This window comes from Fastidiosipila sp. (genome assembly GCA_012511175.1).
Lineage (GTDB): Bacteria > Bacillota > Clostridia > Saccharofermentanales > DTU023 > UBA4923.
The window spans coordinates 1-13,637 of the sequence record JAAZGO010000003.1 but is presented as its reverse complement, the minus strand read 5'-3'; the positions used below and the strand labels follow the sequence as shown (position 1 = coordinate 13,637).

Sequence of the window (13,637 nt, the reverse complement as noted above, 5' to 3'; positions counted from 1 at the left end):
CGGTGATTATGGGCGGAGCCACAGAAAGTGAATCAAAGGATATAAAACACTACACTTCTTACCTGATCCTGACAAATAATCCAATGGTCGCTGACACCTTCAGCGAACAATTCCCGATCGAGTTTCTCCAAGAAGCCAGCGATCGCGAGGTCCTTTTGAGGGCGCGCGACCGTGTCCATCTCGGCCACCGCATCCTGACCGCCCCGCTTTCAGGCAGCGTCAAACCCGGGGAGACTCCTTACCGCTCTATCTTGATGACCTTTGAGCGGGAGGAAGGGGTGGATTATTTTTCGCTGGTCAACATGGAGCGGGCCCTGTCCATCATCAGGGATTTTGAAACCAGCCCCCTGGCAAACCGGCCGTCTGTCGACCGCGATTATCAGCTGGTCGATCTCAGCCTGATGGAGAGCGCATTGCCTTCCCTTGAGATTTCGGGCCTGGCATGAGGCATAACAAAGAAGCAGAGGTGCAAAAGTGAAACTGGAACTGGGCTACATTGATATCCACGGCATCCGCTTCGGAGATCGCAATGCGGTTGAAGATGGCATCCTGATTCTCAATCCTGGTCCGCTGATCGAACAGGTTCTGGCTGATCCGCACATCAGGCAGGCCCATCTGGAAATCGCTAATCCCGGCGAAAGCATCCGCATCACTCCGGTCAAAGACGTGATCGAACCTCGCGTCAAAGTCGAAGGCCCGGGGGGGATCTTTCCCGGCATGGTCTCCAAGGTTGATACGGTTGGCTCAGGGCGGACCCATATCCTGCGGGGCATGGCGCTTGTGACCGTGGGCCGTATTGTCGGCTTTCAGGAAGGCATCATCGACATGACCGGGCCGGGAGCTGACTACACTCCCTTCTCAAAATTGCATAACCTGGTGCTGGTTATGGAACCGGCGGACGGCATCTCGCCCCACGACTACGAGAAGGCGGCCCGCATGGCGGGTCTGCAGCTGGCCGTCACACTGGGTGAACTGGCCCGTGACCTCACGCCGGACGAAACGGAGGTTTTCAAAACGCCCCGGATTGCTGAGACTTTCGACGCCGCCCTGCGCGGTCTGCCACGTGTTGGTTACGTCATGATGCTCCAAAGCCAGGGACTCCTCCACGACACCTATGTCTACGGCGTGGACGCCAAGCGGACGCTTTCCACCATCATCCGGCCGACTGAACTGATGGACGGAGCCATCGTTTCGGGCAACTGTGTATCGGCCTGTGACAAGAACACCACCTACCATCATCTGAACAATCCGGTCATCCGTGACCTTCTGGACCAGCACGGCAAGACCCTGAATTTTGTTGGCATGATCATCACCAATGAGACTGTTTACTTGTCCGACAAAGTCCGCTCCTCCGACTGGACAGCTGAAATGGCTGAATACCTTCCTTTTGACGGCGCCATTATTTCCCAGGAAGGTTTCGGCAATCCCGATACCGACCTGATCATGAACTGCACCAAGCTTGAAAAGAAAGGCATCAAAACGGTCGTTATCACCGATGAGTACGCCGGACCGGACGGCAAAAGCCAGTCTTTGGCCGATGCCGACGCCCTGGTCAATGCTGTTGTTTCAACCGGCAACGCCAACATGCCCATCGTGCTGCCACCCATGGACCGTGTCATCGGCACCCTGGACTACGTCGATACCATCGCCGGCGGCCACGACGGTTCGCTGAGGGCGGACGGTTCGATTGAGGCCGAACTCCAGGTGATCACCGGCGCAACCAACGAACTGGGCTACAACCGTCTGAGCGCTCGCTAAGGAGGATCCCGTGAGTCAATATAAAGTCGTCCATTACATCAATCAGTTCTTCGGCCAGGTGGGCAGCGAGGAGATGGCCGATTACCCCGCGGAGAAAAGGGAGGGGCCTGTAGGCCCGGGTATCGCCTTCACCATGGCTTTCGGCGACCAGGCTGTCATCACCGCTACCATTGTTTGCGGTGATTCCTGGTACAACGAGAATCTGGACCTTGCCAAAAAAACCGTCCTCGACATGGTCCGTGAGGAAAAGCCTGATCTTTTCATTGCCGGTCCCGCCTTCAACGCCGGCCGCTACGGTGTCGCCTGCGGCAGTATTGCGGATGCTGTCCAGACTGAGCTTGGCATCCCCGCGGTCACCGGCATGTATGTGGAAAACCCCGGCGCCGACATGTACCGCGAGAAGGTTTATATCGTCGCAACAGGCGACAATGCGGCTGGTATGAGGCGGGTGGTGCCCGTCATGGCCGGCTTGGGGTTGAAACTTGTCAAACGGCAGGAAATCGGTGCTTCGATCGAAGAGGGATATTTGCCCAATGGAGTCCGCAAGAATTTCTTTGACCAAAAAAGAGGCAGCCTCCGGGCCATCGAAATGTTGCTCAACAAACTCCATGACAAGCCTTTTGTCACTGAATACCCAATGCCCTCCTACGACCGGGTCCCGCCGGGCCCGGCCATCAGGGACCTGTCCCGGGCCTCCATCGCCCTGGTCACTTCCGGCGGCATCGTGCCCAAGGGAAATCCCGACCACATTGAGAGTTCGTCTGCCACCCGTTACGGCAGTTACCATATTGCCGGCGTCGACGATTTAACCTCAGAGACGTACGAAACAGCTCATGGGGGCTACGACCCTGTCTACGCCAACCAGGATGCAGACCGTATCGTGCCGGTCGATGTCCTGCGCCAATTTGAAAAAGAGGGCAAGATCGGCAAGCTGCACGACTGGTTCTATTCGACGGTCGGCAACGGCACCTCGGTGGCAAGTTCCAAACGATTTGCCATGGAAATCACGGAAAAGCTGCTGGCCCAGGGTGTCGACGCAGTCATCCTGACCTCGACCTGAGGCACCTGTACGCGTTGCGGTGCAACCATGGTCAAAGAAATTGAAAACGCGGGCATCCCGGTGGTCCACCTGTGTACGGTGACTCCCATCTCCATGACGGTCGGAGCCAACAGGATCGTGCCGACGGTGGCCATCCCTTACCCGCTTGGCAAGCCCGATCTTGAGCCTAAGGATGAGTACGAGTTAAGGCGGCAGCTGGTCGGCAAGGCACTTGACGCCTTGACACAGGAAGTCACGGAACAGACCCTTTTTGATTGAAGCCGGCCATCCAGGAGGAATGTGCAGTATGGAAAAAATCTACGATCTCATTATCATTGGCGCCGGTCCGGCAGGGCTTGCGGCTGGCCTCTACGCCGGCCGGGCGCGCCTGGATACGCTCCTGATCGAAAAAGGAGTTGATGGAGGCCAGATCGCCATCACGGATGAAATTGAAAACTACCCCGGAGGTCTGTCTGGTCCCGGTCAAAAAGAAAGCGGCGCGGAACTGGTTGCCCGCATGACAGCCCAGTGTACCCAATTTGGCGTTGAGCGCCTGTCCGCCAATGTGACCAAGGTTGAGCTTGATGGTGTCATCAAGCGAATCCATACCCGTGACGGCATCCATGAGGCCAAAGCGGTCATCATCGCCACCGGCGCCCATCCCCGGCCCATCGGCTGTCTGGGCGAAGAAGAATTCACTGGCCGCGGCGTTTCCTACTGCGCCACCTGTGACGGTTCTTTTTTTGAGGGCTTGGAGGTTTTCGTCATAGGCGGCGGGGATACAGCAGTCGAAGAAGCCATCTACCTGACCAAGTTCGCCAGGAAGGTCACCATCGTCCACAGGCGCGATGAGCTGAGAGCTGTCAAATCCATCCGCGAGCGGGCTTTCGCCAACGAAAAAATCGACTTCATGTGGAATTCCGTGGTCACGGAACTCCACGGCCCGGAGGGGGTCCTGTCCGCCATGACGGTCAAGGATACGAAGACAGGTGAAGAGCGCAAGGTTGAGGCGGATGAAGATGATGGCATGTTCGGCGTCTTTGTTTTCATCGGTTTTCTGCCTAATTCCGAGCTTTTCGAGGGCCTGGTCGACATGGAACACCACTACATCCTGACAGATGATGCCATGAGGACCAATTTGCCGGGCGTCTATGCCGCCGGTGATATCAGGAAGAAGCCGCTTCGCCAGGTTGTCACGGCCTGCTCCGATGGCGCCGTGGCAGCCATGCAGGTGGAACATGATCTGGCCTCGGGCCGGATCGGTTAAGGAGAGGATTTACCATGTTTGAACTTGACAAAAACAACTTCGAAGAAGAGGTCCTCAAGGCCACCGGGCCAGTCCTGGTCGACTTTTACGGCAACGGCTGTGTGCCCTGTGAGGCGCTGAAACCTCACATCCTGCGGCTGGAAGAAGAGTACGGTGACCGAATCCGATTCACTGGCCTCAACACATCCAATGCCCGGAGGCTGGCCATCTCGCAGCGCATTTTAGGCCTGCCGGTTATCGCTATTTATGAAAACGGCGAAAAGACCGGGGAACTGGTAAAAGAAGACGCAAGTCCCGAGGCAGTCGAAGACATGCTGAAGGAATTTTGCGCCGACAGAACTTAGATTTCCCGGGACTGCCTCAGGCAGATCCCTTGGAGATGGGTGAAAATGCACCCTTCAATATCAATCGGATGAAAGGAGCAGGGTATGAGCATACTCGAAGGCAAAAAGGTCATCGTGATCGGTGACCGCGACGGGGTTCCCGGCCCGGCGATCGCGCTTTGCGCGGAGTCAGCAGGCGCCGAGGTGATCTTCTCCACAACGGAGTGCTTTGTCTGAACGGCTGCGGGAGCAATGGATCTGGAAAACCAGAAGCGTATCAAGGAACTCACGGAGGAGTACGGTGCAGGGAACATAGTGGTTCTCCTGGGCGCCGCCGAAGGTGAAGCTTCCGGAATCGCGGCTGAGACGGTCACCGCAGGTGATCCGACATTCGCAGGTCCGTTGACAGGAGTCCCGTTGGGACTCAGCGTCTACCACGTTTGTGAAGAGGAAGTCAAGGCAGAATACGACCCCGGGGTCTACGATGAACAGGTTTCCATGATGGAAATGGTCCTGGATATCGATGAGATCACAGATGAGATGAACTCGATCAGGCAGCTTGTCGTCAAACACTAGCTATAAGATCGATTCGGATGCCCCGGTATCAAACTGCCCTTCTTGAAGGCAGAGCCGGGGCATCTTTTCCAAGATACCCCTTGAAAGGCAGGACTGTCACAAGATGAATAGTGTCATGAAAGGCGCGGGCTACATTCTTGTCCACACCCCCGACATGGTGATCCATAACGGGACGACACAGACGACCGAGCGCGCGGTCAATCCGGATTCAGACTATCTGCGGGAGCTTCCCGCCCGCCTCCGCTCCTATGACCGGGTACGCGCTTACTACCCCAACCAGGTCTATATCGGCAATCTGACGCCTGATAATCTTAAAGAGATCCCCGGCCCCTGGCATGAAATGACCAGCCCCCGGGACGACCGCTTCGGCCCCTTCGGCGAGATCATGCCCCAGGACGAATTCTATCTTCTGATCCAAGCTGTGGATGAATTCCAGCTGGTCTTCCTGGATCAGGATTTTGTCCATGAGACCAAGCCTAAACTCGAAGGCCACCCCCTTATTTCGAACTATCTGATCAGCCGCATCACAAACGGTGTCGATCAGGCGAAACTGAAACAGCTGATCCATGACGAAGGCGCGGAAGGCCTCTACATGAAAGACCGGGTCGTGGGCGCCGTCCGCCGTGCCCATGACATGGACCCCAACCTGTCGGCCCCCGTCATGCTGGAAAACCTGGTGTCCAAGGCTTCCAGCACCCTGGCTCTCCTTTTCGCCGTAAAAGACAGCGGCATGGATCCGGATCAAATTGAGTACACCATTGACTGTTCCGAGGAAGCCTGCGGCGACATGAACCAGCGGGGCGGCGGCAACTTTGCCAAAGCCACGGCCGAGATGGCGGGACTTGCCAACTCAACCGGATGCGACGTCAGGGCTTTTTGCGCGGCTCCGGCGCATGCCCTGGTCCTGGCAGCCTCCCTGGTCAAGGCCGGCACTTTCAAGACAGTGGCTGTCACCGCCGGCGGCTCCACGGCCAAGCTGGGCATGAACGGCAAAGATCATGTCAAGAAAGACCTGCCCGTCCTCGAAGACTGCCTGGCGGGTTTCGCCGCCATTGTTTCGGAAAACGACGGGATCAACCCCGAGATTATTGTAAGTCAACCCGGCAGACACACGGTCGGCACCGGCAGTTCCCCTCAAAATGTCATCGCCTCGCTGGTCACCGAACCGCTGGCGAAATTAAATCTCAAGGTCACTGACGTCGATTACTATTCACCTGAGATGCAAAATCCGGACATCACCAAGCCGGCCGGTGCCGGCAACGTCCCCGAATCCAACATGAAAATGATCGGGGCCCTGGCCGTCAAGCAGGGTGACTTGGAGCGGGCCGACTTAAACAATTTTGTCGCCAAGCACGGTCTGCCCGGCTTTGCCCCCACCCAGGGGCATATTCCTTCGGGCGTGCCCTTCATGGGCCACGCCAGGCAAGCCCTGCTCAACCGGGAAATCGGACGGGTCATGATCATCGGCAAGGGTTCGCTCTTCCTGGGCCGCATGACCAACCTCTTCGACGGCATCTCCTTCCTCTTGGAGCAAAACAGGGGAAAGGAAGAAGTTCAGGCCTCCTCCGATCAAATCCGCCGCCTGATCGCCGAGTCTCTCCGTGATTTTGCGTCCGCCCTCAGGGAAGGCAGGTAGGCCATGGATCAGGTCAAGCGTGAAATCGCCCTTATTTTCGAAGAACTGGCTCAAGGACTGGAGACGGGGGAATTCGGCACAAAATCCACTGTCGCCGTCATGGCCCTGGGCTCGGAACTGGGCGAACATCAGGTCATGGAAGGCTGCCTTAAGGCGGCCGGCCAGGGCATTTCAGTGCTCTACCTGGGGACAGAGGAAGCAGAAGGCGTCACGACCCTCCCTTATGACTGTGCAGAAAGCGCCTCGGCCCGGATGGAAACTTTGCTCATATCGGGTGAGGCAGATGCGGCAGTCGCCATGCATTACCCCTTCCCCATCGGCGTTGCCACGGTAGGCAGGATCAAGGCACCCGCAACCGGCAGGGATTTCTACCTGGCTTCAACCACCGGAACTTCATCGACTGACCGGGTGGAGGCCCTGGTCTTGAACGCCATCGCCGGCCTGGCAACCGCCAAAGCGGACGGTCTTACGAACCCGACTGTGGGCCTGCTTAATCTGGATGGCGCCCGCCAGGCCGAACTTATCCTCAAAACGTTGAAGGAAAAAGGCTATCCTTTCACCTTTGCCCAATCCGGACGGGCTGACGGCGGCGCAGTTATGCGGGGCAACGACGTCCTCCGGGGTTCGCAGGATGTCCTGGTCGCCGACTCCCTGACGGGCAACGCGCTTTTAAAAGTGCTGGCAGCTTATTCCTCCGGCGGCAGCTGTGAAACGGTGGGCGCGGGCTACGGTCCCGGCGTCGGCGAAAAGATGGAGGGTGTGGTTCACATCATCTCCCGCGCCTCGGGTGCCCCGGTCATTGCGGCAGCCATTCAATATGCTGCCAATACGGCCAAAAACAAGTTGCGGGCCATCTATCTCAATGAACTGGCCCAGGCAAGAAAAGCCGGCTTGGATAAGCTCCTGCAGGAGAGACGGCAAGGATTAACCGGGCACAACGGTATTGCAGCGCCGCCCCGGGAAGTTGTAACGGAGGCGATCGAAGGCATCGACGTGCTAGACTTGGAGAAAGCTGTCCAGCTCTTGTGGGCCGGGGGGATCTACGCTGAATCCGGTATGGGTTGCACAGGCCCCATGGTCCGTGTATCATCTTTGAAACTCGGTGACGCTCGAAATATCTTGATTGAGGGCGGTTTCATCGGCGAATAGAGGTGCTTCAGATCCATGTTGGATTTTCAGAAACTTCAATTGGAACATCTGCCGCTGATCAAGCCCTTCCTTGATCCCAATCCGCAAAGGCTGTGTGACTTGACGGTCGGCGGCCTTTTTATGTGGCGTGATCTCTTTTATAACGAATTCGTCATCGCAGCAGACTGCCTGATCATCAGCATGCGGATTTTTGACAGCCACACGGCCTACACGGTTCCACTCGGCGAGAACCGGGAAGAGGCCCTTACCCTGCTCGAGGAGCATTGCAGGGAAAAGGGCGAACCCTTGGTCTTCTGCATTGTCGGCGACATGGACCTGCCTCTTTTTTCCCGAAGGTACCCGGATTTTCACGCCATCGCTGAACGGGACTATTTCGATTACCTTTACGAAGCTGAAGATCTGCTCGAACTCAAGGGAGGCAAGCACCGCTCAACCCGCAATAACATCAACCGCTTCATGCGCGCTACCCCTGACTGGCGTTTTGAGATTATTACCACCTTCAACCGGGCGGCGGTCTGTGACTTTGCCTGTGCCATTGAAAAAGAAAACCCACCGCAGGACCGCACCTTGAAAGAAGAGGCACGCAAGATCCGGGAAGTCCTGGATCACCTGCGTGACTACGGTATGTTCGGCGGCGTCCTCTTTGCCGGCGACCAGGTGGCCGGCTTCTCCTTAGCGGAGGTTCAGGGCGACACCCTCTACATTCATGTTGAGAAAGCGGACACCCGCTTCAGGGGTGTTTACCAGATGCTGGTCTATGAGTTCGTCAAGATGTTCGGCAACTGCAAGTCAGTGCACTTCATCAACCGTGAGGATGATAACGGGGATCCCGGTCTGCGCCAGTCCAAGATGAGCTACGGGCCAGTGGCCCTCCTGTCCAAGTACACGGTCTATACGGATAAGTCCAAACCTGAGTGGATGGAACGCTGCTATCTGGAATGACATGTTTGAAAGACCCAACCACGCCCCGCATGCAAGACTCGATGAATCGCTACGGTTTGCAGTGCTGGCAGGGTTCGCGGCCTGATTGGACGGCCTCTTCCCTTGTTTGAAAATAGACCCTGTTATGCTCCTTGATCTGGTTGACATGACCGCAGGTCTTTAGATGGAAAACCTTGGAGTTCTGGCTGGCCACGTAGGGATGATCGATAGGCGTTGTGCTGTGCGTGGTCTTTGTCGTTTTTTCGGTCGTTGTCGGTGTCGTGGTGGGAGGACTTGTCGTATGGGTTGTTGTCGGGGTCGTGGTAGAAGAACTGGTCTTCCGGCTTGCAGCAGACGGGCTTGGTTGGGGGGTGGGTTGGTCACTTCGAGTCGGGCCCGCGTCCACCGTCTCCGTTTCTGCCACGCTGGCTGAGGGAACAGGAAACTCAAGCTCCGTGCCTTCGGTAAACAGGTCGCTTGCCTCCCCGGGTTCCCCCTCAGGTGCAGGCGGCTCCGTTATTTCCATGGCTGGCATATTGGGTTGGGTGTGCGACTGCTCACCTGTGGACGGAATGGCCGGCGGCTCAGGAATTTTTGGGTCGGCCGGAACCGTTTCCTCCGAAAATTCCTCGTGCAGGGGCGAATCTTCCGGTTTTCGTCTTTCAGGAGAAAAACGGCCTCCATCGCAGGCAGTCACGACCAGAAGCAAACACAATGCAATGAAAAAAGAGCAATACTTCATGGCACGCCTCCCCGAAGCAGAAGTGCGGTGGAAGTCATTTGCACCAGTTTAGCAAAGTACGACTCAGTTGTCTCCGCCCACTTAATCCGCTCGTCCTTCCTCAGGAGGGAAAGGTAAAACCCTGTTGATGACAAGGGCGATGACAATGCCGATCAGGGTATCCAGGAAACGCGCCACAGCCAGTTGAAAGGGAGTCACGTTTTCTGACAGGCCCAGGGCGATGGCCAAAAAAACGATAGCGCCCAGGCCTGCGCCCGTTTCCTTGAAAAAGGAAACGCTGATCCACATAACCAAAACCACGCCCAGGGAGAGCACAAGCGCGTAGATCATGGAGCGATCGTCCATGCCGAACTTGTCCTTGGTTAACAAAACCGCAAAACCAAAGACAGCTCCGACGAAGGTTGATTGGATACGCGTCAAGGAAGCGGCAAAGCTTTCCTGGATGGTGCTCCGCAAAGAGATGATAGCCGCGACCAGGGCCGTGACCACCTTAAAGGTTGCCGGCAGGGGAACCAGGGCGTAGAAGAGCAGGCAAAGGAGAACCGCCAAGGAGGTCTTGATTATCCGCAAACCCGGCAGACGCAGGGGCTGACGGCGCCCTGATCCTGATGAATGCATCAATTCCCTGAGTTTTCGGATTGTGATCACCTCCCTGTTCCGCAGGACGGATCTGCATGCTCTCGTGCTCTTAGCGTAGCTTACCTTGAGCAAGGCGGTTAGGCAAGAACGGTCGCATGCATTTGTGATCCGGTTTTTTCACGCCAGCCCTACAAACCGATGGTTTCAAAAGCTTGGTCGAAGGGTGCCCGGCACAAGCCCCTCTCTGTGATGATCCCCGAGATCAAGGTATGGCTGGTGACGTCAAAGGCGGGGTTGAAGACATCCATGTCCGGAGGTGCCATTCTCTCCCGGTACCACATGTCAGTGATCTCATCCGGATCGCGGATTTCAATGGGAATGCCGTCACCCGTTGCCGTGGCCATGTCAATGGTGGAGCTGGGGGCGCACACATAAAATGGCACTTTGTAATGTCCGGCCAGGATGGCCAGCGTATTGGTGCCAATCTTGTTGGCGGCGTCCCCGTTCCTAGCCACGCGGTCACAACCCACAAAAATAATGTCAATTTTTCCCTGGGCCATCAGAACAGAGGCCATGTTATCACATTGAACGGTTGTTTTGATGCCTGCGTTTTTGAGCTCGAAGGAGGTCAGCCGGATACCCTGCAAGAGCGGCCGAGTCTCGTCACAGTAAACATGCATCTGATCCCCGGACCAGCCCTCTTCCAGGGCGATGTACATGGGTGCCGTCGCTGTGCCATACTTGGCGGTGGCCAGGGTGCCGGCATTGCAATGGGTCAGGATGCCGACGGGGCGGTCTTCCTTTTTCAAGTCTTTCAAAAGGTCAAAGCCAATCCTGCCTATAGTGCGGCTGATGGCAACATCTTCCTCCCGGATAGCTTCAGCTTCGACAAAGAGCTGTTTTTTGATCTCAGATAAGGGTCTCCCCCGGCTGGCTTTGACGAAAGCCCACAACCGGTTCAGCGCCCAGGTCAGATTCACCGCTGTGGGACGGGAAGAGGCCAGGTAATCCGAAAGCTTCTTGTATTCCCGGCAGAAGAACTCATAATCTTCAGTCTGTATGTTTTGAGCCATGACAGCCATGCCGTAGGCCGCCATCACACCGATGGCCGGTGCGCCCCGGACCCGGAGCGATTGAATGGCTTCCCAAATCTCCTCTTTCTGCTTGAGCTGGATCCTCTTGATCTTTCCCGGCAAAAGTGTCTGGTCGATGATATCGACAGCTTCTTTGCCGGGTGCCCACTTGACGGAGATGACCTGCTCGAAAAATGCCTCCACTTGATTCACGGCTGACCCCTTCCCTTCACGATATCGCCTTCATCTTACAGGGCGATGAATCTTCCAATCAAGAGCGGGTGTTTTTCCTGTATTCGGAACCTTTGCTCTTCTGCTTCGAGGGATTACTGAAGTGACTGTGCGAAAAACCGGAGATAAGAATGAGAAGGAAAAGATTGCCGGAAGCATTTTGAGTGATTTGCCTGAATGGTTCGGCTTGCCGGAAAGCACCTTGAATTACATAAAGGAATCACAAGAAATGTCCTTTTGGCTTGTTTCGCAGGCAAAGTCAACACAAAATTGAATACCCTAATTCCCAATTTCGCCTTCCATGTGGGAGCGATGCTTCTCGTTTACTTCGGACACCTCAGGACCAGCAAAGCCGGCCCCTGCACATGGAGTATCAAATAGATCACGGGGTCAGACTCCGCGGGCCAAACTAAATCGTCATTTCGATCTCCACGGTGTTTAAACGGTAAGACAAGCATCGTATTCTAATCGCGACTGTCTTCCGTAGATGACGCAGATGAATCAGGGTTGTTGATTTACGCTTTTTCAGTTTTGCTACCACCGGTTGACAAATTGAATGGAGCTCTTTATGGTATGCAACTAACGGGGAACTTATATTCTAAGTTGAAAAATATGAAGAATATGAGGAGGTTATGAAATGATCTTAGCAGACAAAATTTTATACCATCGGAAAAAACTTGCTTTAAGTCAGGAGGAACTCGCTGAGCAACTCAATGTATCACGTCAGTCAATATCAAAGTGGGAAGGAGCTCAATCTATCCCGGATATGGACAAAATCATTAAGCTGAGCAATCTATTTTCAGTCTCTATCGATTATTTGCTAAAAGATGAAATTGAAGAAGCAGAGTATATTGAGGCAAAAGATAATGGAAGTCTCAGGCGGATCAGCCTGGAAGATGCCAGCGCTTTCATAGAGGCCAATAAAAAGTATTCCAAAAGCATAGCGATTGGTGTCTTTCTATGTATTATCGCTCCTGCCCTATTGACCTTGTCAAACCAGCTCTTTGAAAATGGAAGCCTGGGAATCTTAATGCTGATCGCAATGGTTGCCGTCGCTGTTCCCTTATTTATTAAGTCAAACCATTCCATGGAGCCGTATAAATTTCTAAAAGAGGATTCTTTCGAGCTTGAGTATGGTGTTGACAGCGCTGTGAGAAGGGAAAAGGAAAAATACAGAAATAGCCATGTCAAAAACCTCAGCCTGGGGGTTGTATTGATTATCGTTTCTGTTATTCCGGTTATTGTCTCGGATGCATTGTTAAATATCCCAGTTCTATCCTCTGTTGCCCCTTCTCTTCTCATTACAATGGTCGCTATTGGTGTGCATCTTCTGGTTAGAACGAGTATTTACAATAACTCGTTCCTCATCGTTCTGCAGGAAGGCGATTATACCCCTAACAAAAAAAAGAATAGTGTTATATACGGGAGAATTGCAGGAATTTACTGGCTTTCTATCGTCATCTTGTATTTGGCTATTAGTTTTATATTCAATAAATGGGGATCTTCATGGGTCATTTGGCCTATCGCCGGGGTTTTGTTTGGGCTGGTCAGTATCATCGCTTCAATCTTTGTTGATGATTAGGCAAGAATAGGTGACAGAGGGGGGGACAGTCCTTCTGTCATCCCCCTGTTGCATCAAACAGCATATTTTTGAAGCAGCAAGGCGAAGTCAATACAAAATTGCATATCTTTGACTCCCAGTCTTGCCTTGTAGTAACCATGGATCGCGTTTACTTCGGACACCTTGACCAACATAGCTTCTGCATCCGCTGCAGCGATTTCAGCTGAAGATTGGTAACCTGCCTCATAGAATGCCCTTGCCGCAAGGGGACCCACGCCATTGATACGCACAAGATCACAAAGCCAACACAATTCGTCTGTAAAGTCCTGTTTTTGATCCCAATAGTCTTTCGATGTTCCAAGTCCTGATTCACTTAATTTACAAGCAATGATCCATCGATACCCGGAAAGTCCGGAAGCGAAACTGGTTTTTGCTCCAATCTGCCGATTTCACGCTTCAAGATGACCAGGTATTCCTCTGGTACCCCACATTCACTTGCAAAGGCTGCCATTTTCTTTGGACTTGAAATGATGTTTTTCAACTCCGCGATCGACTTAATTCCTTGTCTTTCAAATGATGCAAAGTTCTCCTCAAGACCTTGCCACAGAATTCTGCGTCCTGGTAATAGATTTTGTTGTTTGAGCAGGTCTTGATATTCATGAATCGGTAACCTCTCCAAATCAATGCTGTACCTCAATACGTATCCCCCCTGTCAAAATAAAATATGGACAGACATTGATAAGAATCTGAATCAATTTTGCTTGCAAGTCCTACTCCCATTC

At 54.1% G+C, this 13,637-nt stretch carries 16 protein-coding genes; 11 read left to right on the top strand and 5 right to left on the bottom strand.

The genetic code is table 11. The annotated features are described in order from the left end of the window. Positions 1-8: 8 nt before the first annotated feature. The 9 genes from GX839_00475 to GX839_00435 all read left to right on the top strand — a co-directional run bounded on the left by GX839_00475 (position 9) and on the right by GX839_00435 (position 8,690). Positions 9-446, top strand: a complete 438-nt coding sequence (locus GX839_00475; GenBank protein NLB03948.1) for a GrdX protein — start codon at positions 9-11, stop codon at positions 444-446. A gap of 28 nt (positions 447-474) precedes the next feature. Beyond that, the gene (locus GX839_00470; protein NLB03947.1) at positions 475-1,758 is read left to right on the top strand and encodes a beta-aspartyl-peptidase; all 1,284 of its coding nucleotides are present in this window, start codon (positions 475-477) and stop codon (positions 1,756-1,758) included. 10 nt (positions 1,759-1,768) lie between these two features. Further along, complete coding sequence (grdB, locus tag GX839_00465; protein ID NLB03946.1) at positions 1,769-3,076, top strand: glycine reductase complex selenoprotein B; 1,308 nt, start codon at positions 1,769-1,771, stop codon at positions 3,074-3,076. Between the two features lie 28 nt (positions 3,077-3,104). Then, positions 3,105-4,064 (top strand): thioredoxin-disulfide reductase, encoded by a 960-nt coding sequence (gene trxB / locus GX839_00460; GenBank protein NLB03945.1) that lies wholly within the window; start codon positions 3,105-3,107, stop codon positions 4,062-4,064. Positions 4,065-4,078: 14 nt separating this feature from the next. After that, positions 4,079-4,408: a thioredoxin family protein gene (locus GX839_00455; GenBank protein NLB03944.1), complete on the top strand. Its 330-nt coding sequence runs from the start codon at positions 4,079-4,081 to the stop codon at positions 4,406-4,408. A gap of 84 nt (positions 4,409-4,492) precedes the next feature. Continuing rightward, positions 4,493-4,963 (top strand): glycine/sarcosine/betaine reductase complex selenoprotein A, encoded by a 471-nt coding sequence (locus GX839_00450; protein ID NLB03943.1) that lies wholly within the window; start codon positions 4,493-4,495, stop codon positions 4,961-4,963. Between the two features lie 103 nt (positions 4,964-5,066). Then, a complete protein-coding gene (locus GX839_00445; protein NLB03942.1) occupies positions 5,067-6,599 on the top strand; it encodes a glycine reductase in 1,533 nt (510 codons plus the stop codon). Positions 6,600-6,602: 3 nt separating this feature from the next. Continuing rightward, positions 6,603-7,748, top strand: a complete 1,146-nt coding sequence (locus tag GX839_00440; GenBank protein ID NLB03941.1) for a glycine reductase — start codon at positions 6,603-6,605, stop codon at positions 7,746-7,748. Positions 7,749-7,763: 15 nt separating this feature from the next. Next, positions 7,764-8,690, top strand: coding sequence for a DUF2156 domain-containing protein (locus GX839_00435; GenBank protein NLB03940.1), 927 nt, complete (start codon positions 7,764-7,766; stop codon positions 8,688-8,690). A 49-nt stretch (positions 8,691-8,739) separates the two neighbouring features. Here GX839_00435 and GX839_00430 read toward each other — a convergent pair whose 3' ends face one another. From GX839_00430 to mtnA, 3 genes are all read right to left on the bottom strand, one after another. Continuing rightward, a complete protein-coding gene (locus tag GX839_00430; GenBank protein ID NLB03939.1) occupies positions 8,740-9,411 on the bottom strand; it encodes a hypothetical protein in 672 nt (223 codons plus the stop codon). A gap of 81 nt (positions 9,412-9,492) precedes the next feature. Further along, positions 9,493-10,059 carry a hypothetical protein gene (locus tag GX839_00425; GenBank protein NLB03938.1) on the bottom strand — a complete coding sequence of 189 codons (567 nt, stop codon included), beginning with the start codon at positions 10,057-10,059 and terminating at the stop codon, positions 9,493-9,495. Between the two features lie 119 nt (positions 10,060-10,178). Then, the gene (mtnA, locus tag GX839_00420) at positions 10,179-11,267 is read right to left on the bottom strand and encodes an S-methyl-5-thioribose-1-phosphate isomerase (GenBank protein ID NLB03937.1); all 1,089 of its coding nucleotides are present in this window, start codon (positions 11,265-11,267) and stop codon (positions 10,179-10,181) included. A gap of 130 nt (positions 11,268-11,397) precedes the next feature. Between mtnA and GX839_00415 the strand changes: the two genes are divergently transcribed. Beyond that, positions 11,398-11,568: a hypothetical protein gene (locus GX839_00415; GenBank protein NLB03936.1), complete on the top strand. Its 171-nt coding sequence runs from the start codon at positions 11,398-11,400 to the stop codon at positions 11,566-11,568. Between the two features lie 363 nt (positions 11,569-11,931). Beyond that, positions 11,932-12,876 carry a helix-turn-helix transcriptional regulator gene (locus tag GX839_00410; protein ID NLB03935.1) on the top strand — a complete coding sequence of 315 codons (945 nt, stop codon included), beginning with the start codon at positions 11,932-11,934 and terminating at the stop codon, positions 12,874-12,876. Positions 12,877-12,929: 53 nt separating this feature from the next. Here the strand turns inward: GX839_00410 and GX839_00405 are convergent, their stop codons facing one another. Both GX839_00405 and GX839_00400 read right to left on the bottom strand, forming a co-directional pair. After that, entirely contained in the window at positions 12,930-13,130 is a 201-nt protein-coding gene (locus tag GX839_00405) for a hypothetical protein (protein ID NLB03934.1), read from the bottom strand. 98 nt (positions 13,131-13,228) lie between these two features. Continuing rightward, positions 13,229-13,552, bottom strand: coding sequence for a hypothetical protein (locus tag GX839_00400; protein NLB03933.1), 324 nt, complete (start codon positions 13,550-13,552; stop codon positions 13,229-13,231). Positions 13,553-13,637: the final 85 nt, after the last annotated feature.